Annotated in this window: 11 protein-coding genes and 2 riboswitches; of the genes, 3 read left to right on the top strand and 8 right to left on the bottom strand. The window is 66.8% G+C overall.

Features of this window, described 5'->3' with window-relative positions; all coding sequences use genetic code 11:
* Positions 1 to 399 precede the first annotated feature (399 nt).
* Positions 400 to 3822, top strand: a complete 3423-nt coding sequence (locus tag J6595_RS19010) for a class I SAM-dependent DNA methyltransferase (protein WP_209596673.1) — start codon at positions 400 to 402, stop codon at positions 3820 to 3822.
* A 476-nt stretch (positions 3823 to 4298) separates the two neighbouring features.
* Here J6595_RS19010 and J6595_RS19005 read toward each other — a convergent pair whose 3' ends face one another.
* Positions 4299 to 5705 (bottom strand): MATE family efflux transporter, encoded by a 1407-nt coding sequence (locus J6595_RS19005; protein WP_209596671.1) that lies wholly within the window; start codon positions 5703 to 5705, stop codon positions 4299 to 4301.
* A gap of 243 nt (positions 5706 to 5948) precedes the next feature.
* On the opposite strand from J6595_RS19005, the gene betC reads away from it, so the two are divergent.
* A complete protein-coding gene (gene betC, locus J6595_RS19000) occupies positions 5949 to 7463 on the top strand; it encodes a choline-sulfatase (RefSeq protein WP_209596669.1) in 1515 nt (504 codons plus the stop codon).
* A 306-nt stretch (positions 7464 to 7769) separates the two neighbouring features.
* On the opposite strand, the gene J6595_RS22885 is transcribed toward betC, so the two are convergent.
* Positions 7770 to 10250, bottom strand: a complete 2481-nt coding sequence (locus J6595_RS22885; RefSeq protein WP_209596667.1) for a methyl-accepting chemotaxis protein — start codon at positions 10248 to 10250, stop codon at positions 7770 to 7772.
* Positions 10251 to 10519: 269 nt separating this feature from the next.
* A riboswitch (glycine riboswitch) is annotated at positions 10520 to 10609 on the top strand.
* Positions 10610 to 10715: riboswitch (glycine riboswitch) on the top strand.
* 44 nt (positions 10716 to 10759) lie between these two features.
* On the opposite strand from J6595_RS22885, the gene J6595_RS18990 reads away from it, so the two are divergent.
* Positions 10760 to 12046: a D-amino acid dehydrogenase gene (locus J6595_RS18990; protein ID WP_209596665.1), complete on the top strand. Its 1287-nt coding sequence runs from the start codon at positions 10760 to 10762 to the stop codon at positions 12044 to 12046.
* A gap of 292 nt (positions 12047 to 12338) precedes the next feature.
* Here J6595_RS18990 and J6595_RS18985 read toward each other — a convergent pair whose 3' ends face one another.
* The 6 genes from J6595_RS18985 to J6595_RS18960 form a co-directional block, all read right to left on the bottom strand.
* Positions 12339 to 13103, bottom strand: coding sequence for an adenine nucleotide alpha hydrolase family protein (locus tag J6595_RS18985; RefSeq protein ID WP_209596663.1), 765 nt, complete (start codon positions 13101 to 13103; stop codon positions 12339 to 12341).
* Positions 13100 to 14359, bottom strand: coding sequence for an electron transfer flavoprotein subunit alpha/FixB family protein (locus J6595_RS18980; protein ID WP_209596660.1), 1260 nt, complete (start codon positions 14357 to 14359; stop codon positions 13100 to 13102). The genes J6595_RS18985 and J6595_RS18980 overlap by 4 nt, the downstream gene beginning before the upstream one ends.
* A complete protein-coding gene (locus J6595_RS18975; RefSeq protein ID WP_209596658.1) occupies positions 14356 to 16341 on the bottom strand; it encodes a DUF3483 domain-containing protein in 1986 nt (661 codons plus the stop codon). Before J6595_RS18975 ends, J6595_RS18980 begins: the two co-directional genes overlap by 4 nt.
* Before the next feature lie 589 nt (positions 16342 to 16930).
* The gene (locus J6595_RS18970; protein ID WP_209596656.1) at positions 16931 to 18985 is read right to left on the bottom strand and encodes an FAD-dependent oxidoreductase; all 2055 of its coding nucleotides are present in this window, start codon (positions 18983 to 18985) and stop codon (positions 16931 to 16933) included.
* Between the two features lie 514 nt (positions 18986 to 19499).
* The gene (locus J6595_RS18965) at positions 19500 to 19883 is read right to left on the bottom strand and encodes a GIY-YIG nuclease family protein (RefSeq protein ID WP_209596654.1); all 384 of its coding nucleotides are present in this window, start codon (positions 19881 to 19883) and stop codon (positions 19500 to 19502) included.
* A 263-nt stretch (positions 19884 to 20146) separates the two neighbouring features.
* Positions 20147 to 21262: an FAD-binding oxidoreductase gene (locus J6595_RS18960; protein ID WP_209596652.1), complete on the bottom strand. Its 1116-nt coding sequence runs from the start codon at positions 21260 to 21262 to the stop codon at positions 20147 to 20149.
* Positions 21263 to 21267 lie beyond the last annotated feature (5 nt).

Raw genomic sequence — 21267 nt, 5'->3', positions numbered from 1 at the left:
CAGCCTCATGCAACTGTTCAGGTTTCGAAGACGGCGCGGGAAGGGGCCATGCCAGGCACCGGTCTGCCTTGCGGACGACCAGGATTCTCTCGGCCTCCTTCCCGCCTCCCACCATACACCAATTCGAACACACAGGATTCTCGGGACGGGGCCCGAGAATGACGACGCTGATATGATCGGCGGCCGAGATTGACGCGAGTATGTTCGGTACCCGGAACTGCCTCGGCCGGGCGGGATGCGCCGCTCCGTCCAGGAAGCCGAAACAGTCGCCGCTTTTGATGAGGGCGCGGGGGCGCTTGCCTCTCGTCGCCATCTGCGCTCCTCTGGCGGTAAAACCTGAGCGCGAGGAAGGCAGATTCGCCCGCGCGCTCCGGGCGGCGGGAGACGAGACGGCAGGGCATGGCGGATATCGAGGCATTCATCGAGCGCTGGACGGCCCGCGAGGGCGGGGCCGAGCGCGCCAATTACCAGATGTTCCTCACCGAGCTCTGCGACGTTCTGGAGGTTCCCCGTCCTGAGCCGGCGGGCGCCGAGCGGGGCTTCAACGACTATGTCTTCGAGCGCGCGGTGCGGCCGCGCGAGAGCGAGGAGACGGCGGCGCCCAAGCGCATCGACCTCTACAAGAAGGGCTGCTTCATCCTCGAGGCCAAGCAGTCGCGCCTGCCCGGCCAGAAGAACGCCATTCCGGGCCAGTTGTCGATGCTGGGCGAAGAGCCGGACCAGCTCGGCCGGCGGACGGCGGCCAAGGGCTGGGACGTGATGATGCAGAACGCCCGGCGGCAGGCGGAGAGCTACGTCTTCCTGCTCGACGCCTCCCACCCCGCGCCGCCCTTTCTCATCACCTGCGACGTCGGCAATGCGCTGGAGATCTTCGCCGATTTTACCGGCACCGGCCGCGCCTACGGCCAGTTCCCTGACCGCAAGGGCTTCCGCATCTATCTGGAAGAGCTGCGCAAGCCGGAGATCCGGCAGCGCCTCGCCACCATCTGGACGGACCCGAAAAGCCTCGATCCGGCGCGCGAATCCGCCCGCGTCACCCGCGAGATCGCCAGGCGTCTGGCGGAGGTCTCCAAAGCCCTGGAGGCCGGCCATCCGGCCGAGGACGTGGCGCATTTCCTCATGCGCTGCATTTTCACGATGTTCGCCGAGGACGTCGACCTCATTCCAAAGGGCAAGTTCACCGAGCTTCTTGCCGATTGCGTCGAAAGCCCCGGATCCTTCGTGCCGCTTCTGGAAGAGCTGTGGGCGAAGATGGACGAGCCCGTCCGCGACAGGCGCTTCTACTCGGCCTTCCGCACCCATCTTCGCCATTTCAACGGCAATCTCTTCAAGGATGCCCGCGCCTTTCCGCTCGGGCGCGAGGAGATCGGCGAGTTGCTTGCGGCGGCGAAGGCGAAATGGACCGAGGTCGACCCGGCGATCTTCGGCACGCTCCTAGAACAGGCGCTGGAGAAGACCGAGAGGAAGCGTCTCGGCGCCCATTATACGCCCCGGGCCTATGTGCAGCGCCTCGTCGAGGTGACGGTGATGGAGCCGCTGCGCGAGGACTGGCGCCGCGCGCTGACGCGGGCGCAGGCCGCCAAGGAGGAGGGCGAGGAGAAGAAGGCGGCCGAGATCGTCCGCGGCTTCCTGCATCAGCTTTGCGAAACCCGCGTGCTCGATCCCGCCTGCGGCACCGGCAATTTCCTCTATGTCAGCCTCGAACTGATGAAGCGGCTGGAGGGGGAGGTGCTGGAGACGCTGGCCCGGCTCGGCGCGATGGAAAGCCTCGGCCTCGAACGCGAGACCGTCGATCCGCACCAGTTTCTCGGGCTGGAACTCAACCCGCGCGCCGCCGCCATCGCCGAGCTGGTGGTCTGGATCGGCTATCTCCAGCAGCATTACCGCACGCGCGACGGCCACCCGGCCGAGCCGATCCTGAAGGCGTTCAGGAACATCAATTTCGGCCGCCACGAGGGCTATGACGCCGTGCTGACATGGGACGGCTATCCGCTGCCGACCATCGAGGAGCGGGACGGCAAGCGGGTGGAGACTTATCCGAACCCGCGCCGGCCGGACTGGCCGGAGGCGGAGTTCATCGTGGGGAACCCGCCCTTCATCGGCGGCAAGGACCTGCGCTCCCGGCTCGGCTCGCTCTATGCCGAGGCTCTTTGGGCGGCGCACAAGCCGGTGAAGATGAACGAGAGCGCTGATTTCGTCATGTACTGGTGGGACCGGGCGGCGGACATGCTGACCCGCAAGAAGACCAGGCTGAAGCGCTTCGGCTTCGTCACCACCAATTCGATCACCCAGGTCTTCCAGCGCCGGGTGATGGAAAAGCACCTCAACGCCAAGGCGCCGGCGAGCCTCGTCTACGCCATTCCCGACCATCCCTGGACCAAGGCGACGAAGGACAGCGCCGCGGTGCGGATCGCCATGACGGTGGCTGAGGCCGGCAAGCGGGACGGGGTGCTGCTGGAGACGCTGTCGGAGAAGGGCCTCGATACGGACGAGCCGGAGATCGTGTTCGCGCGGCGGGAGGGGAGCGTCAATTCGGATTTGAGCGTCGGCGTTGATCTATCTTCCCTCACAAAACTCGATGCAAACAAGGGGCTCTCTTCGCGTGGCGTTGTTCTGCATGGCAAGGGATTCATAGTAACTGCCACTCAAGCCAATTTGCTTGGGAAGGAAGATACGCCCGATATCAACCGGGTAGTTCGACCTTATCGCAACGGACGGGACTTGACCGGTCGCTCACGTGGCGTCTTTGCCATCGATCTATTCGAACTAACTGATCAAGAAGTCCGAACGCGATACCCAGCCGTGTATCAACATGTGGTCGAGCACGTTAAGCCGGAGCGAGATCTAAACCCTCGCGAATACAGGCGAAAGAATTGGTGGTTGTTCGGTGAGAATGTCCCCGATGCGCGCGACGCGTGGGCAGGTCTGCAACGTTTTATCGCTACGGTCGAGACGGCTAAGCATCGCGTCTTCCAATTTCTGGAAGGCTCGGTTCTTCCGGACAATAAGTTACTTATAATTGCCTCTTCTGAAGCAAGCCAACTAGCAATGTTATCTTCCCGGGTTCATGCTCATTGGGCGCTAACGGCAGGCGGTTGGATTGGCTACGGCAATGACCCTGTCTACGTCAAATCCCGCTGCTTCGACCCCTTTCCCTTCCCCGATCCATCCGAAGCCCTGCGCGAAAAACTCCGCGCCGCCGGCGAGGAGCTCGACGCGACGCGCAAGCGCGTGCTGGCCGAGCATGACGACCTGACCCTGACCGGGCTCTACAACGTTCTGGAAAAGCTGAAATCCGGCGAGGCGCTGAGCGACAAGGACGAGGACGTCAAGCGGCGCGGGCTGGTGCTGATCCTGAAGGAGCTTCACGAGACCATCGATGCCCTGACCGCCGAGGCCTATGGCTGGCCGGCGGATCTTTCCGACGAGGACATCCTCGAACGGTTGGTCGCGCTGAACGCCGAGCGGGCGAAGGAGGAGGCGGCGGGCCATGTGCGCTGGCTGCGGCCGGACTATCAGATTCCGCGCTTTGCCAAGGGCAAGGCCGCGAAGAGCGGCGAACTGGCGCTGGAAGATCAGGTGGTGGCGATCGACGCCGGCAAGCCGGCCTTCCCGAGCGAGCGCACCGAACAGCCACTCGCCGTCGACGCGGTGCTCATCGCCAGCGGCCGGCCGATGGGGCCGGAGGAGATCGCCCGGGCCTTCAAGCGCGGCGGCAAGCGCATCGAGCCCCGCGTCGCCCAGGCACTGAGCGTCCTCGCCCGCTACGGCCACGTGACGGCGCTGCCGGACGGTCGCTTCGCGGCCCGGCGGGCGGCCTGAGCGGCGAAAGGGCAGGCGAGGGGAACCGCCGCGCGGCCCGAAGCCCCTCGCCCTTCGAGGCTCGCCTCGCTTCGCTCGGGTTGCACCTCAGGATGAGGGACTTCGGGGGACACGCCGCGCCTTCGTCCATGCGCCTCGACATCGTGGCGGCGGCAGGACATCGTGGCGGCGGCGGGACGGCGCCCCGGCCTCTCAGTCGCCCCTCATCCTGAGGTGCGAGCGCAAGCGAGCCTCGAAGGGCGAGGGGCGCCCTGCCCGGCCGTCGCTCGCACTACCGGCCTTCGCATGATGCGCCGCGCCTCGGTGCCTGCGGCCAGCCTGATGCACTTGGGGCAGAATGGAAAGAAAGGCGCTCGGAAGCGGAATGTAGACCCGGCCTCTCAGTCGCCCCTCATCCTGAGGTGCGAGCGCAAGCGAGCCTCGAAGGGCGAGGGGCGCCGCGCCGACCTTTCGGCGCGATGCGATGTGCTCATCCCTTACCCCAGCAGCCCCAGTCGCTCCCGCCTGACATAGCGCCAGTTCATCAGCGCCGCCGCCGCCGCCAGACCCGAGGCGAGGCCCCACCAGATGCCGGGGCCGCCGAGGCCGAGCGGGAAGGCGAGGACATAGGCGACGGGCATGCCCACCGCCCAGTAGCTGACCAGCGCGATGACCATCGGCACGCGGGTGTCCTTCATGCCTCTGAGGACACCGGCGCCGACCGCCTGCAGCGAGTCGGCGAGCTGGAAGACGGCCGCGACGAGAAGAAGCGGCACGGCGGTGGCAAGGACGTCGGCGGAGTTCGGGTTGTCGGCATCGAGGTATAGACTGATCAGCCGGTCCGGCATCAGCCAGAAGAGGATGGCGGCCGAAAGCGCGATCGCCCCGCCGATCCCGATGGCGACGTTGCCGGCCCGCCCCAGCGCGATCCGGTCCTTTTGCCCGAAGGCGAGGCCGACGCGCACGGTGGCGGCGCTGGCAAGGCCGAGGGGGATCATGAAGGAGACCGAGGCGATCTGCAGCGCGATGCCGTGGGCGGCGAGCGGGATGGTGCCGAGCCAGCCCATCATGATCGAGGAGGTGGCAAAGAGGCTGACCTCGGCGATGATCGTCGCCGAGATTGGCAGGCCGAGGCGTAAGACCTCGAAGAAGGCAGGCCAGTCCGGCCGCCAGGCGCGTTGATAGAGCTCGTAGCGCGTCAGCGCGGGGGCAAGAACGGTGTAGCCGACGAGGAGCGCCGCCATCAGGAGATTGGACAGAAGTGTCGCCATCGCCGCCCCGACGATGCCGAGAGCCGGCGCGCCGAGATGGCCGAAGATGAAGACCCAGTTGAAGCCGGCATTGGCCAGCGCCCCGGCGACGATCACCGTCAGCATCAGATAGGCCCGGTTGACGACGGTCAGATAGGCCCGAAGGCTGAGGATCAGCAATGCGGGGAACATCGACCACTGGCCGAGCGCCATGTATGCGCCGGCGAGCCGCGCCGTCTCCGGTTTCTGGTCGAGGGCGAGCAGGATCGGCTCAAGGAAGGTGAGGGGGATCAAGGTCAGCGCGCCGTAGATGGCAAGGACCCAGACGCTCATGCGGATCGAGCGGCGCACGCCGCGAATGTCGCCGCGCCCCTGTGCCCCGGCTGCGAGCGGCACAGCGGCATGGGCAAAGCCCGAGCCGAAGATGAAGAACAGAAAGAAGGCCTGGGTGGCGAGCACCGTCGCGGCAAGCTCGGCGGCGCCGAGCCAGCCGACCATCACCGTGTCGGTGACGTTCATCGTCACCTGGGCGAGCTGGACGCCGATCAGCGGCAGCGCGAGATTGACGGTCGCGCCGGCATGAGCGAGCCAGCTCCCGGTGGCGGGTGCCGGCACGCCCGACGCCTCCGATTCGTTTCGCGCGTCCTGCCACATCGTCCGGTCCTTTCGGCCGCGCTCTACCGCCTGGCGCCTGCAAAATCCAATGCGAATCGACGATGACGGGGATCGGCTGCTCGAATGAGCCTCGCGGGACGGGATGGGAGGAGAAGGGAAAGGAAGGGAAGGCGACGGCGATCGGCGGTTCTCGCCCATTGTCGCGCCCCGTCCGGGCGCGCTATGCCGCAAGGGGGTGGCTCACCCGCGTCTGCAACCCGAACAGGAAGGGAAACTCATCCCATGTCCCGCCCGAACTTTCTCATCATCATGGTCGATCAGGCGAACGGCACGCTGTTTCCGGACGGGCCGGCGGATTTCCTCCACATGCCGCATCTGAAAGCGCTGGCGAAGCGCTCGACCCGGTTCCAGAACAGCTATACGGCGAGCCCCCTCTGCGCCCCGGCGCGGGCCTCCTTCATGTCGGGCCAGCTGCCGTCGCGCACGCGGGTCTATGACAATGCGGCGGAGTTCCAGTCGGCGATCCCGACTTATGCCCATCACCTGAGGCGCGCCGGCTATCACACCTGCCTGTCCGGCAAGATGCACTTCGTCGGTCCGGACCAGCTGCACGGCTTCGAGGAACGGCTGACGACGGACGTCTATCCCGCCGATTTCGGCTGGACGCCGGACTATCGCAAGCCCGGCGAGCGGATCGACTGGTGGTATCACAATCTCGGCTCGGTGACCGGCGCGGGCGTCGCCGAGATCACCAACCAGATGGAATATGACGACGAGGTCGCCTTCCATGGCGAGCAGAAGCTCTACGATCTGTCGCGGGGCCATGATCCGAGACCCTGGGCGCTGACGGTCTCCTTCACCCACCCGCACGATCCCTATGTGGCGCGGAAAAAGTTCTGGGATCTCTACGAGGACTGCGCGCATCTGGAGCCCGAGGTCGCGCCGATCCCGTTCGAGGAGCAGGACGCCCATTCGCAGCGGCTCTATGCGGCGAACGATGCCTCGAAATCCGAGATCACCGCTGAAGACGTCAGGCGCGCGCGGCGCGGCTACTTCGCCAATCTCTCCTATATCGACGAGAAGATCGGCTCGCTCCTCGACGTCCTGAAGCGCACCCGGATGGACGAGAATACCATCGTCGTCTTCGTCTCCGACCATGGCGACATGCTGGGCGAGCGGGGCATGTGGTTCAAGATGAGCTTTTACGAGGGCTCGGCCCGGGTGCCGCTGATGATCGCCGCGCCCGGCCTCGAGCCGCGGCTCCTCGAGGAGCCGGTCTCGACCATCGACCTGACGCCCACCCTTTGCGACCTCGCCGGCATCGACATGAGCGAGATTATGCCCTGGACCGACGGCCACTCATTGGTGCCGACGGTCAGCGGGGCAAAGCGTCCCGAGCCGGTGTTCATGGAATATGCGGCCGAAGGCTCCTATGCGCCGCTGGTGTCGATCCGCGAGGGCAGATGGAAGTTCAATCACTGCGAAATCGACGCGCCGCAGCTCTTCGATCTCGAGGCCGACCCGGCCGAGCTGACCAATCTCGCCGGCGATCCCGCCCACGCGGCAACGCTGATGGGCTTTCAGGAAAAGATGCGGGCACAGTGGGACATGGCGCGCTACGACGCCGAGGTGCGCGAGAGCCAGGCAAGGCGCTGGGTGGTCTACGAGGCGCTGCGCAACGGCGCCTACTATCCATGGGACCACCAGCCCCTGAAGGTCGCCTCGGAGCGCTACATGCGCAACCACATGGACCTCAACGTCGTCGAGGAGAATGCGCGGTTTCCGAGGGGGGAGTGAGGGGGCGGTTCAGTCAACCGAGCTTTCTTGGCAGAGTTCGGCGCCGTTGCCCCCCTCTGTCCTGCCGGACATCTCCCCCACAAGGGGGGAGATCGGCGGCTGTTGCGTCAGACCCTACTCACGAACGCTGGCGTAATCTCCCGCGCTCAAAAAGACGTGCCGGCGGCGACGCGATATCGATCTCCCCCCTTGTGGGGGAGATGCCGGCAGGCAGAGGGGGGTAGCAAGGCGCAGCATCCGAGACTGGCTGCCTCGACAACCATTAGCGGCAGAAGTTGCGGCAGCGCAGCGGTCGTCACGTGACGTTCAAAACTCCTCCCAGCCGTCGACTTCCTGCGTCGCCCGCTGCTGGACGGCGGTGGCGCCGCCGCCGCCCGATCGCGGTGCACTCCGGCGCGGTGGCGCGCCCCAAAGGCTGATGCCGTCCTCCTCATCCTCGCCGAATGCCGGCTCGGCGGATCGTGCGGGCTGGGGCGTGGGGCGCGACGTCCTGCCGGGGTTACCTGCCTTCGCCCCGACGAAGCTGCGGATGAGCACCGCCAGCGTCTCGTTCTCGGCCTTCAGCTGTTGTGCGGCGGCGGTGGTCTCCTCGACCATGGCGGCGTTCTGCTGGGTCGTCTTGTCCATCTGTTCGGCGGCGCTGGAGACTTCCTTGAGGTTCGCCGCCTGATCCTGCGCACGCTTGGCGATCTCCTCGACGAGCTGGCTGACCTCCGCGACCCTTTCGACGATGCCGCCCAAGGATTCGCCCGACGCGGTGACAAGCGAGACGCCCTCCTTCACCTGACCATTGGAGGCGTTGATCAGCTGCTTGATTTCTTTTGCCGCGTCGGCCGAACGCTGGGCGAGGCCGCGCACTTCCTGGGCAACGACGGCAAACCCCCGGCCGGCCTCTCCGGCCCGCGCCGCCTCGACGCCGGCGTTCAGCGCGAGAAGATTGGTCTGGAAGGCGATCTCGTCGATCACGCCGATGATCTTGACGATCTTCTGGGAGGACTGCTCGATCGCCGACATCGCGCCGATCGCCTTGCCGACGATTTCGCCGCCCTGGCCGGCGGTCTCTCTGGCCGTGTTCGCGGCCTGCTCGGCCTTGCGCGCGCCATCGGCCGTCTCGGCGACGGCGTGGGAGACGTCGCCGATCGCCGCGACCGTCTGTTCGAGATTGGCGGCCTGCTGCTCGGTGCGCCTGGCAAGATCGTCGGTCGCCTCGAAGATCTCCGACAGGCCGGTCGCAAGCGAGGCGTTTGCGATGTGAAGCGAGGAAAACGTCTGCTCCAAATTGACGGCCAGCCGGTCGAAGCGCTGGCCGACATGCGGCACGCACTGCAGGTCGGCGGCGAGCCGCGTCGTCAGTTCGCCATCCGCAAGGCGATCGAGACCCTGGGATATGAGATCGAGGTCGGCGTCGATCTTCTTGCGCTCGGCGGCTTTTTCCGCCGCCTCGCGCTCGATCTTCTCGCGCTCCTCGGCTTCACGCATGTGTTGGGAGGCCGCGGCGGCGGCGTCGTCGCTGCGCTCACGTTTTTCGATCTGCAGCAAGGCTCTGGCGATGTCGCCGATCTCGTCCTTGCGATCGGCCTCGTCCTTCAGGTCGCTCGCTTCGCCTTCGCCGCGCATGGCAAGCGTCTGCGAGAAGCGGGCAAGGGGGCGTGCGGTCCTGATGGCGGCGAGAAGACCGCTGAAGAGCGCGCACAGCGAGACCAAAACGGCGCCGATCAGCACCATGCGCCCGTTCGAGACAGGCAGCGGGCTCTTCGCCGGGTCGGCGGCGGCCACCGTCCCGCCTTCGTCGGCGACCTCCGCGGTCTCCGGCGGGGTTTCGGTGCCTGTCCTGGAGACGGCGTAGCTTGCCGGCGACGGTGCCGGTTGCGCCGAGCCTGCCTCGCGCTGCTGGCCGAGCGCGGCGACGCTGCGCGCGACGGTGCGGGGAGCGCTGAGAAGCAGACCGGCGCGCAGACCCTGCATCTTCGCTGCAAAATCCTTGGTCGCGGCGAGCTTGTCGCCGAAGTCCTTCATTCGCGACAGAGCCTCGCGGGCGCGTTCGAGCTGGGCGGGATCGCTCATCAGCTTGGTCATGGCCGCATGTCGGCCCATTGCCTCGTTCAGCTTCGACTGGGCGACGTCGAAAGCCGCGCGCTCGTCGGTTCGCAGGAAGCGCTCGGCCGAAACGAGGCTGGCATTCAGCGATTCGAAGGTCGCCGTCGCGTGATAGAGCGCCTCGATGTCGAAGGCGCGCCAGGCGACCTTGATGACATCCGACATGGCGGAGACGGCGAGCGGTCCCGCTTCGGCGACGGCCTCGGTCGCCTTTGCCTCGCCGGATTTTAACCCGGCCAGCGTGTCGATCGCCGAGCGCCAGGATGCCAGACCGGTCTCGATCCCCTTGAAGGCTGCGGCAAGGTCGGGATTTTCGTCGATGACGGCCCGGTCCCTGGCTGACAGATCGTTCAGCTCCTCGGCGGCCTCCTGGAAGCGGTCGTAGCTGTCGCGCGTGCCGTCCTCGACATAATCGACGGCAGCAAAGCGGATGCGCTCGAGTGTGTCGGCGGCGCGTTCCATGAAGACCGGGGTAGGATCGGCGCGGGCGGGATCCTGAACGTCTCGCGCCGCCTCGTCCTCGGGCGCCTCGGACGGCTCTGGCGGGGGCACGGCGCGGCGTTCGAGATTTGGCTGCACCAGTGGCGCATGGCTCATCGTGAACTCGGCGGCAAGGCCAAGCGCGAGCGCCAGGATGGCGACCGGTAAAAACGCGACGAAGATCCTGCCCCTGATTCCCACGTGCCTCACGATCTCTGCTCATTCCCGAAAGACAGGCTTTGCGGGGGATACGGTTGTGCGAACTGCATTTTTGGCCAAGCGGCGGCGGCGACTGTCACATGCAATCCTGAGGAAGCTTTATCCTTGGGAGTTGGACTGACGCTTGCGATACGTGCGGCTGCCGGCTCGGCAGGGCAGGGGCGAGAGTGGCGTTCTGCGCATACTGCATGGCAGCCATGCGACAATTTGAAGGGCCTTCGTCATTGTCGGGTAAGGTGGGCAGCGCTAGTGTTGGCGCATCGACGGACACGGGAGAGATCGGCCTTAAAGCCGGCGCCGAAGGAGCAACCGCCCCGGAAACTCTCAGGCAAAAGGACCGTTTCGTCATAAGAATCCGAAGAGTGGTGACCTTGTTTCGAGGTCGCCCGCCGAAGGAGAAAGCCGGGCCGGAAATCCTTCCGCCACGGTGAAACTCTCAGGCTCATGACGGGAGGGGCAAGCACGGATCTCCGCGAGAAACGCGGAAGAAAGGGCTCGTCATGACCTCAATCGCCGTCATCGGCGCCGGCATCACCGGCATCACCACCGCCTACAAGCTCATCAGCCGCGGCTTCGACGTCACCGTCTTCGACCGGCAGCCCTATGCCGCGATGGAGACGTCCTTCGCCAATGGCGGGCAGCTTTCGGCCTCCAATGCCGAAGTCTGGAATCAGCCGTCGACGTTTCTCAAGGGCATCAAATGGATGCTCACCAAGGACGCGCCGCTGCTCGTCAGCCCGAAGCCGTCCTGGCACAAGCTGTCCTGGATGGCCGAATTCGTGCTCGCTGCCCGCAACTACGAGCAGAACACCATCGCGACGACGAAGCTCGCCATCGCGGCGCGCGAACATCTCCTCGACATGGCCGATCGCGAGGGCTTCTCCTTCGACGCCGAAAAGCGCGGCATTCTTCATGTCTATGAGGAAAAAAGCGAATTTGCCCATGCGGCGAAGGTCAACGGGCTGCTCGAACAGGGCGGGCTGAAGCGCGTTGCCGTCACGCCGGAGGAGATCGCCGCCATCGAGCCGACGATCCGCGGCAATTTCGTCGGCGGCTTCTTCACCGAATCCGACTTCACCGGCGACATCCACAAATACACCCGCAAGCTCGCCGAGGCCTGCCGCCGGCACGGGGCGACCCTAAAGTTTTCCGCCGACGTCACGAAGCTTCAGTCGAGGGGCGAAGAGGGCGTGATCGTCCATTCGCGCCCGGCCGGCTCGAACGCGGCCTCGGGGTCGGAGCATTTCGACGCGATCGTCGTCTGCGCCGGCGTCGCCAGCCGCAAGTTCGCGGCGCAGCTGGGTGACCGGGTCAATGTCTATCCGGTGAAGGGCTATTCGATCACCGTCAATCTCAACGACGAGGACAGCCGGGCCGGCGCGCCGATGGTGAGCCTGCTCGACGACCACGCCAAGATTGTCACCTCGCGGCTGGGGGCGGACCGCCTTCGCATCGCCGGTACGGCCGAGTTTTCCGGCGAAAACCGCGACATCAAGGACCGGCGCATCCGCCCGTTGGTGGACTGGTGCCGGACGCGCTTTCCGGAAGTCTCGACTTCGTCCATCGTGCCCTGGGCAGGCCTTCGCCCGATGATGCCGAACATGATGCCGAAGGTCGGCCAGGGCCGCCGCGCGAACGTCTTCTACAACACCGGCCATGGCCATCTCGGCTGGACGCTCTCGGCCATCACCGCCGAGATGATCGCCGGCGAAGTCGCCGCAAAGGCCCGCCAGCCCCGGAGGGTCAAGACGGAGACGCACGGCGAACTGGCGACGCAGGGGGCGTGAGGGAAAGGGCGACCGGTATCGCCCGGTCGGGCCAGCGGGTTTTCTGGTGAGGGGTGGCGTAAGCGTTACCCCCCTCTGCCTGCCGGCATCTCCCCCACAAGGGGGGGAGATCATTCGCTGCATTGTCGCGCTATTCTCTTCAACCCACGTGCCGAAAACTCGACTTCAAGGTAGGGCGTGGCCGAAGAGCGAGATCGGTCTCCCCCCTTGTGGGGGAGATGGCTGGCAAGCCAGAGGGGGGTCTGCCGCCGACAAGCTCGCCGACTGAACGCCCGCCAACCCTACCACCGTCCTATGACGAACCATATCGCCGGATGCCGTTCGCCTCCAGATAATCGAGAATCAGCCGTGCCGCCTCATCGGGCTCCGGCCCCACATGGAGGTTCGGCCCGCCGCTGGCCGTGCCGCTCTGGCGCATCAGTTTCGGCCGGGCGCGATGGGGGCGCTCTTCGGCACTTGCATCCGACCGAGCCGCGGTGTCCGGTAAACCGAGCCGTTCCAGAGGTTCGTGATGCCGGATCTCCCCCCGGCGCATCCTGCCGAAGGCGAAAGGCATCGGCGGCGGGGCCAGAGAATGCACCGTAACGATCGCCGGGAGCTTGATCGTCACGCGGCGCCGGGCGCCCTTCGCCATCGCCTGATCGACCACGAGCGTGCCTGCGATCTCGCCCGCCCGGATGGCGACGGCATCGGCGAGGATCGGCAGGCCGAGCGTCTCGGCCAGGCGATAGGGCACGAGGCCGGTTTCCTCGCCGCCTTCGCCGCGCCGTCCGCACAAGATCAGCTCGGGCGCGCCGGCGCCCCCCATGGCCTTTGCGATGAACCCGGCGAGCGCCGGCAGCGGGTCGTCCGTCGCCGGCAGATCGATGATGTCGAGGCCCGCAAGCCCATGGCCGAGACCGGCCGAAACGCCGTCCTCGCCCGATCCGGCATGCAGCCCGCGGGGCTTTTCGCAAAGGCCAGCCGCAAGGCCGATCGCCTGGGCTTCGAGCCGGGACAGCTGTTGCCGGCCCGATACCGGGTTCCTGGCGTCGGAGAGAAGCACGATCGTCTTCATGCCTGACGCTCCGCGAGAAGTTTCACAAGCGCCGGCATGACCAGCTGGGCGTCCTGGACGATGGCAAGGCCCGCCCGCTCGATCATCGCGGCGTGCAGATCGGTGTTGACGGCGATGACGTGTTCGCAGCCGGCAATGCCCTGCAGATGCTGGGGCGCCCCGGATATGCCGAGTGCCAGATAGCAGTCGGCGGCAAGCACCGTGCCGGATGCGCCCACTTGCGCGGCGCGCGGCATCAGCCCGGCATCGCAGACGACGCGGCTCGCGCCGGGGGTGGCTTTCAGGACGGCCGCGAGATCGCCAAACGCGGCGAAGTCGCTGACGCCGTTGCCGGCCGAGACGACGAAGTCGGTTTCCGACAAGGCGAGGCTGGCTGGATCGCCGGGAATGATCTCGACCGAGAGGATCGCTGGGTCTCCGCCGAAGGGCCCGACCTCGATGTCGAGCGGCCTAGCCTCGCAGGGACCAGACTCATAGGGCTTCATGCGATCCTCGCCGAGAGTCATCAGAAGCGGCGGGGCGAGGGCGACTTCCCTGGTCCCGTTGCGCAGCGCCCGCACGGCCGAGCGCGGCGTCAGATGCTCGACGCCGGCAAACAGCGGCTCGTTCAAGGAAACCGCGAGGCGCCTTGCAAGATCGGCGCTGTCGCCGTCCTCGGCGAAGAGCATGTGGCGGGGGGCGAACGCCTCGACGTGATGGCGCAGCGCGGCGGCGGTGCCGCTCGGGTGGATGTCGCCGGGAACGCTCAGCACCCGGTCGGCGCCCGCTTCACCGAGGCTCCTTGCGAGGTCCTTTGCGGTGACCGGGTCGAAGGCGGCCGTGATGGCCACGGCTGCGCCACCTCCGTCTCCGGCATCGGCGAGCAGCCGGGCGGCGCCGAGGAGCTGCCGATCGAGGCGCGACAGACGCCCGCCTGCCGCCGTGATCACCGCAAAGACCAGAAAGGCCGGCTCATCGATCACCCGCACGGCCGGCTGGCCGGGGCTGATCTCCGTCGCCTCGACGCCGTCCCGGGCACGAGCCCTCGTGAGGCGCGCCGAATTCCCATGCTCCATCTGCCGCTGCGAGCGATCATAGCGCTTGCGCCGGCTTTCGCCGACGAGGCTCGCCGACCATTCCCGCCACGGGTCGCGGCGCAGACGTCCGGATGCGGCTTTGGCCTCTCGGTGACCGACGTCGATCCGAGGCCGCCTGCCTGCCGCTGCGACCTGTCTTTCCTGGCGCTCGGCGCGCGGATCCTTGCGCAAGCGGCTCATGCGGGTTCGAGCTCCCGCACAGCCGGCCCGTTCGTCCGCTCGCCCGCCTGCAGCGCTTCCCACAGGAGTTCGGCAACGTCCTTCACCTCGGGGCGCTCGCCGGTGACGCCTTCGAGCATCGCCGTGCATTGGGGGCAGGCGACGGCGACCGTGCGCGCCCCTGTATCCATCGCCTGGCCCATGCGAATGTCGGGAATGCGGGTGTCGCCGGGAATATCGGTCGCCGGCGCGCCGCCGCCGCCGCCGCAGCACATCGAGCGCTTGCCCGAACGCGCCATTTCCCGGCGTTCGAGGCCGAGGGCGTCGAGGAGGTCGCGGGGCGCTTCCACCTCGCCCTGGTAGCGGCCGAGATAGCAGGGGTCGTGATAGGTGACGGCGCGGCCGGTGAGCGGTGCCGGCGCCAGCCGTTTTGCCGCGACGAGTTCGGCGAGGAAGGCGGTGTGGTGGATGACTTCGTAATGCCCGCCAAAGGCCGGATATTCGTTGCGGATCACATGCAGAGCGTGGGGGTCGGCGGTGAGGATGCGCTTGAAGCCGTAGCGTGACAGCGCCGCGATGTTTGCCCTCGCCAGTCGCTGGAACGTCGCCTCGTCCCCCAAGCGCCGGGCGAGATCGCCGCAGTCGCGCTCCTCGTCTCCGAGCACGGCGAAATCGACGCCGGCGCTCTTCAGCGTCTGGATCAGCGCCTTCAGCGTGCGCTGGCCGCGCAGGTCGTAGGCCGCCTGTCCGAGCCAGAGGAGGACGTCGGCCTCGCCCTTGTCGGCAATGCGCGGCAGGGCGAGGCCGGCGGCGAAGTCGGTGCGCTCCTTGAGCGCCCGGCCGTTCGGCTCGTCGCAGCCGCGAAAATTGGCGAGCGGCTCCTCGGCTTTCAGCGGCACGGCGCCGAGCTCCAGCGTCTGGAACCGCCTCAGATCGACGATCGCATCCACATGCTCGATCATCATCGGGCATTCCTCGACGCAGGCCCGGCAGGTCGTGCAGGACCATAGCGTATCGGGATGGACCATGCCGTCGGGCGCAATGATCGGCGCGTGGAGCCCCGCCGCGCCGATGGTCTCGCGCGCGTTCGGATAGGGCTGGCCGGCATAGGGCCGGACATGGCCGCCGGCGGTCGCCGCCGCAAGATCGGCAATGAGATGTTTGGGGGAGAGCGGCTGTCCCGCCGCAAAGGCCGGGCAGGCCGCCTCGCAGCGCCCGCACTGGACGCAGGCGTCGAAGGCGAGAAGCCGGGTCCAGGCGAAGTCGGAAGGGGTTTCAACGCCGAGCTTTTGGGGGCCTTCTTCCTCGAAGGGCTCTTCGCGCCGTTTTTCCGACCAGGGCGTTTCGACGGAAAGGTCGAGGGGTCTCAGCCCGGTCGAGCGGCCGCCGCCGAAACGGTCCGGGCGGGGATGGGCGACGAGATGTGCCGCGCCCGCCAGCGCATGGCGCATCGGGCCGGTCGCGGCGGTGGATGCCAGCGCGAGACCACCGGTGGCGGTGGCGATGAGGGTGAGGAAGGAAAGCGCCGGCAGGGGATTGCCGAGCGCGGCGAGAAGGCTGGTGAGGAGCCCGCCACCCGCGAAGAGGCCGAGAAGGACCGGGAACCGCTGCCATTGGCCGAGCGAAAGCCGGGGCAGGGCGCGGGGATAGCGGCGGCGTGCTTCGAGGCCGACACCGGCGGACATGACGAGGAAGGCCAGCGCGACGAGCGCCCAATAGGCTCTCGAGCCGGCGATTGCCGGGACGAGGCCGAGGACGAGAAGGCTTGATGCCAGCACCAGCCCGCCGGCCGTCGGCACATGCATCTTCGACGCGGACCTGTCGCGATCGACGACGTGATGGACATCGACGAGATAGCGGGATGGCAAAGCTTTGAGGCCAGCGAGCCAGTCGACCGTCGCGGGCTTGCCGCGGCGCCAGAGGAAGAGGCGGCGCGCGATCTGGACGACGGCGACGGCGATCATTGCGACGACGAGCCAGGGGAGGAAGGCAGCGGCGGTCATGGGAGACGCTCTTCCCGGTGGCGGCTGGAGAGGGGGTGATCGACCGCCACGGACGTGTCACTGGATCCTCGGGACGGGGCCCGAGGATGACGCCGCGTGTGAGTTGCGGGACGTGCGAAATCTCCTGCCGCCGCGGTGCGATGGCGCCGGCCGGACGTTCCAGACCATGCCCGGTCCGCGGCAAGCGGCAGCCTTTCCGGTTCGTCATCCTCGGGCCCCGTCCCGAGGATCCCGTGCGGCCTGTCCGCGGGGCGGCTGGCCAAGCCATGGGGCGCGGCGGCATACCCCCCTCTGCCTGCCGGCATCTCCCCCACAAGGGGGGAGATCGGAGTTGTCGCCGTCTCGGCGGACGGCCGAGCGTTTCCGCAAATCCCCGGCGTTGACGAAAGCGCACGGGCCTTAATGCCCGGCTGATCTCTCCCCTTGTGGGGGAGATGCCTGGCAGGGCAGAGGGGGGTATCGCCGCCGTGCCGTCGTCCGGAAGAGACGCAAAATGTCCGGGCGAGCGACCTATCGCTGACCCAGAAAGCGTCCGCCTTGCGCAGGGACGCGTCTCTAACCGGTCGGCTCGACCCCGCCCTGCCCATCCTCAAAGATCCTTGCACAGCCGCAGCGCATCGTAGATGGCGGCGTGGATGTTGCGGCCGGCGACGGCGTCGCCGATGCGGTAGAGGGTGTAGCCGCCCTCAGCCACCGCGCCGTTCATTTCCGCCGGTTGCGGGCGGCCGTCGATCATCGCCTGGAGATCCGTCAGCCCCTTGTTGCGTGCCTTGTCCTTCAGGGCGAAATGCAACCCGTCCACCGGCAGCGTTCCGTAATCGACCACCACCGCGTCCACCACGCGTTCTTCCTCGGCATCGGTCATTGTATTGCGCAGGGCGGCGATCAGCCGGTTGCCTTCCGGATAGATCTCGATCAGCTCCGAATTGGGCGTCATCAGGACGCCGAGCTTGTAGAGTTCGCGCAGATGGACCGGCTGGTTGGTCGGGCCGATCTCCTCGCCGATCATCCGGTCATGGGTGGCCATCTCGACGAGGCAGCCCCTCCTGGCCAGCACCTCGGCGGTGGAGGCGGCATTGTGTCCGCCGATCTCGTCATAAAGGAGCACCGTGCCCGAGGGCTCCGAACGGCCCTCCAGAACGTCCCATGTGGTGACGGCGTGCTCGAAACCCTTGGCCTCGCCCTTCTGCGGCAGGCCGCCGGTGGCGACGACGACGATATCGGGGGAAAGAGCCGCGATTTCGGCTTCGCCGGCCTCGGTGCCGAGGCGGATATCGACGCCGAGCTTCTGGACCTGGGCGACCAGCCAGCGCGGGATGCCCGACAGCGCCTCGCGCCATGTGGCCTTCGACGCGACGTTGATCTGCCCGCCAAGGCGGTCCGACTTCTCGAACAGCGTCACCTGGTGGCCGCGCTCGGCCAGCACCCGCGCGGCCTCCAGCCCGCCGACGCCGCCGCCGACGACCACCGCCTTCTTTGCCGCAGGAGCCTTGTCGATGACATGCGGCATCGTCGCCTCGCGCCCCGTCGCGGCGTTCTGGATGCAGAGCGCGTCGCCGCCGACATAGATCCGGTCGATGCAGTAGCCGGCGCCGACACACTGGCGAATGTCGTCGGCCCGGCCCTCGGAGAGCTTCTTCACGAGATGCGGGTCGGCGATGTGCGCCCGCGTCATCGCGATCATGTCGACATGGCCTTCGGCGACGGCCCGCGCGCCGGTGGCGAGATCGGTGACCCGCTGGGCGTGGAAGATCGGCACGTCCACCTCACGCTTGATCGCCGAGGGGAGGGGCAGGAAGGGCGCCACAGGAAAGGACATGTTGGGCAGCGACACTGCATGGGCGATGTGATCGCGCGCCTGGCCGCCGATGATGTTGAGGAAGTCGACGAGGCCGCGCGAGGCGTATTCCGAGGCTATCGTCACGCAGTCTTCATGGGAGAGCCCGCCCTTCAGCATCTCGTCGCCGGACATGCGCATGCCGATGACATAGTCGTCGCCCACCGCCTCGCGCATCGCCGACAGGACCTCGATGCCGAAGCGCATGCGGTTTTCCAGCGATCCGCCGTATTTGTCGCTGCGATGGTTGGAGTGCGGCGACCAGAACTGATCGACGAGATGGCCATGGGCGGCGGAAATCTCGCAGCCGTCGAGCCCGCCCTCCTTGCAGCGCCGCGCCGCCGCGGCGAAATCGGCGACGATGCGGTCGATCTCCTCCTGTTCGAGGGCTTTCGCGATCGCCCGCGATGCCGGCTCGCGGGTGGCCGACGCCGACTTCACCGGGATCCAGTGCTCGGTGTCCCATTTGGTGCGCCGGCCCATATGGGTCAGCTGGATCATCAGCTTGGCGCCATGACGGTGGATGCGGTCCGAAAACTCCCGGAAGAACGGCACGACGCCGTCGTCGGCGACGGAGATCTGGTTCCACGGCGCCGCCGGGCTGTCCACCGAGACGGAGGACGACCCGCCGAACATCGTCAGCCCGATGCCGCCCTTGGCCTTCTCCTCATGATAGAGCTGATACCGCTCCTGCGGCTTGCCGTCCTTGCCGTAGGACGGCGCATGGCTCGTCGACATCACCCGGTTGCGGATGGTGAGCCCCTTGATGGTCAGGGGCTTCAGGAGAGCTTCGGCATTGGCGATCATGGGGAGGGGCTCTCATGGGTGATTGTGGGGACAGTTGGCTCGCTTCGGTAGGCGCAGCTTACGGTGGACAGAGCTGACGCCCGGGCGCCATCGCCGATGCAGTCACACGATGGCCGGCAATGCCCGTCCGCCCCTGGATTCTCGGGACGGGGCCCGAGAATGACGAAGTGGTGATGATTTCGCCCGTCCTGAAACGTTCTCGGCAGTCTGGACGTTGCAGAAATAGGCGCCCGTCCTCCCATCCCGGTTGTCATTCTCGGGCCCCGTCCCGAGAATCCAGGGGAGCGTCGGGCGCGAAGGGTGGACTTCGGAACCGGTGACGCCAGAATGCGGTCAAATGGGGTGTCTCGGCGACGGGATTCGTGTCCGATGTGGCATGGCCGGCGTCCTTCCGCCCCTGGATTCTCGGGACGGGGCCCGAGAATGACGAAGCGTGGGTGGTGGTGCCTGTCCTGAGACGTCTGCGGCAGTCTCGGCGCTGCAGGAAAAGGCGCCGCTGTTCCCATCCCGTCCGTCATTCTCGGGCCCCGTCCCGAGAATCCAGGGGAGCGTCGGGCTCCGACGGTAGCGCCTCGCAAGACCGCACGAAGGACGGCCGGAACGGATTGTCCTCGTCCGAAAACCGTTCGAAGAGATCCGACCACTGCGGGTTCAGCTCCTCGATCAGCCGCAGTTTCCACGCCCGTTGATAGCGCTTGATCGAGGTCTCCCGCTGGATCGCACTTTCGATGTCGTGGTGGCGCTCGTGCCAGACGAGGGTCTTGCAGCCGTAGCGGGCGGTGAAGCCTTTCAGGTCACCCTCGCGATGTTCGAGAACGCGGCGGTTAAGGTCCGAGGTCACGCCGACATAGAGCGTTCCGTTGCGCCGCGATGCCATGATGTAGACCCAGCCGCCCATGGTGTCTTACGCCTTCGGCCGACGCGGCTTGACCGATCGCGCACGGCCGCCCCTGGATTCTCGGGACGGGGCCCGAGAATGACGAAGCGTTGGTGGCGGTGCATGTTCTGGAACGTTTGCGGCAATATCGGCGACACCGGAAAAGGCGCCCATCCTACCCTCCCGGTCGTCATTCTCGGGCCCCGTCCCGAGAATCCAGGGGAGCGTAGAGCGACGACGCCCGCCTCCTGCGCCAGCCAAGCCGGGCATGTGCGCCCCCCACCTCATCGCTCGATCACCAGATCGCTCTTTGGCCGCGAGCAGCACAAGAGCGCCATGCCGGCGTCGATCTCCCTCTGCCTTATGCCGCCGCCGTGCTTCATCTCCACCGAGCCCGAGGTGAGCTTCGATTTACACGTGCCGCAGAGGCCCTTGGAGCAGGAGGAGGGGACGCGGATGCCGGCTCTGCGGGCGGCTTCGAGGACGGTGAGGCCTTCGGGGCATTCGACGGTGCGGCCGGTCTTGGTGAATTCGAGCTGGAAGACCTTCACGTCGGTGGTGATCGCCTCGGTCGCCTCGGCGATCTGCTCCTGGGCTTCCTCGGTGAAGGATTCGAAGTTGAAGCTTTCCTGATGATAGCGGCTCATGTCGAAGCCGGCCTCGACGAAGAGCTCGCGGACCGCCTTCATGAAGGGCGCGGGGCCGCAGACGAAGACGACGCGCTCCTTGAAGTCGGGGCAGATCACCTGGAGCTTGGCATGGTCGAAGCGGCCGCGAATGCCGGACCAGCGCTCGAAGGGAGAGTCTTTTTCGCAGATGAAGGTCGGCTTGATCCAGTGGTTGCGCCGGCCCATGAAGCTCAGCTCGTCGCGAAAGATGATGTCGTCTGGCGAGCGGGCCGCATGGACGAATTCGATGTCGGAGATCAGCGCGAGGTCGTAGGCGGCGCGGGTCATCGCCATCATCGGCGTGATGCCCGATCCGCCCGACAGGAACAGATATTTCGTGTCCTGCATGCCCGACCAGGTGAACTCGCCCATCGGCACGGTCGCCTTGAGCATCATGCCCGGCTGGAACTCGTCGTGCAGCCAGTTCGACACCGGCCCGCCGGGGACGCGCTTGACGGTGATCGTGACGGTATCGCGCCGGGTCGGCGGCGAGGAGATCGTGTAGCATCGCTGGATCGTCTCGCCGTTGATCTCGAATTCGAAGGTCATGAACTGGCCCGAGACGAACTCGAACTGGCGATCCTGGCGCGGCGCGAGGACGAAGGTCTTGACGTCGTGGGTCTCGTTGCGCACCGCACGGCAGATCAGGACGTCGTCTTCCTCCGGCTCCCAGCGGAAGTAGCCGGTTGGCACGGGGCCGGCGGTGGCGGGCTTGGGAGCCGAGGCATCCATATCAG

Origin of the sequence: Jiella mangrovi (genome assembly GCF_017815135.1) — a bacterium.
GTDB classification, from domain to species: Bacteria; Pseudomonadota; Alphaproteobacteria; order Rhizobiales; family Rhizobiaceae; genus Jiella; species Jiella mangrovi.
The sequence above is the reverse complement of the archived record's forward strand: the minus strand, read 5'-3'. Positions and strand labels throughout refer to the sequence as shown.

Coding starts and splice junctions, on each gene's coding strand:
- J6595_RS18980 (WP_209596660.1), bottom strand. CDS start 14,359: ATGAGCCGCTTGCGCAAGGATCCGCGCGCCGAGCGCCAGGAAAGACAG.
- J6595_RS18990 (WP_209596665.1), top strand. CDS start 10,760: ATGACCTCAATCGCCGTCATCGGCGCCGGCATCACCGGCATCACCACC.
- J6595_RS18960 (WP_209596652.1), bottom strand. CDS start 21,262: ATGGATGCCTCGGCTCCCAAGCCCGCCACCGCCGGCCCCGTGCCAACC.
- J6595_RS18965 (WP_209596654.1), bottom strand. CDS start 19,883: ATGGGCGGCTGGGTCTACATCATGGCATCGCGGCGCAACGGAACGCTC.
- J6595_RS19010 (WP_209596673.1), top strand. CDS start 400: ATGGCGGATATCGAGGCATTCATCGAGCGCTGGACGGCCCGCGAGGGC.
- J6595_RS18975 (WP_209596658.1), bottom strand. CDS start 16,341: ATGACCGCCGCTGCCTTCCTCCCCTGGCTCGTCGTCGCAATGATCGCC.
- J6595_RS18970 (WP_209596656.1), bottom strand. CDS start 18,985: ATGATCGCCAATGCCGAAGCTCTCCTGAAGCCCCTGACCATCAAGGGG.
- J6595_RS18985 (WP_209596663.1), bottom strand. CDS start 13,103: ATGAAGACGATCGTGCTTCTCTCCGACGCCAGGAACCCGGTATCGGGC.
- betC (WP_209596669.1), top strand. CDS start 5,949: ATGTCCCGCCCGAACTTTCTCATCATCATGGTCGATCAGGCGAACGGC.
- J6595_RS19005 (WP_209596671.1), bottom strand. CDS start 5,705: ATGTGGCAGGACGCGCGAAACGAATCGGAGGCGTCGGGCGTGCCGGCA.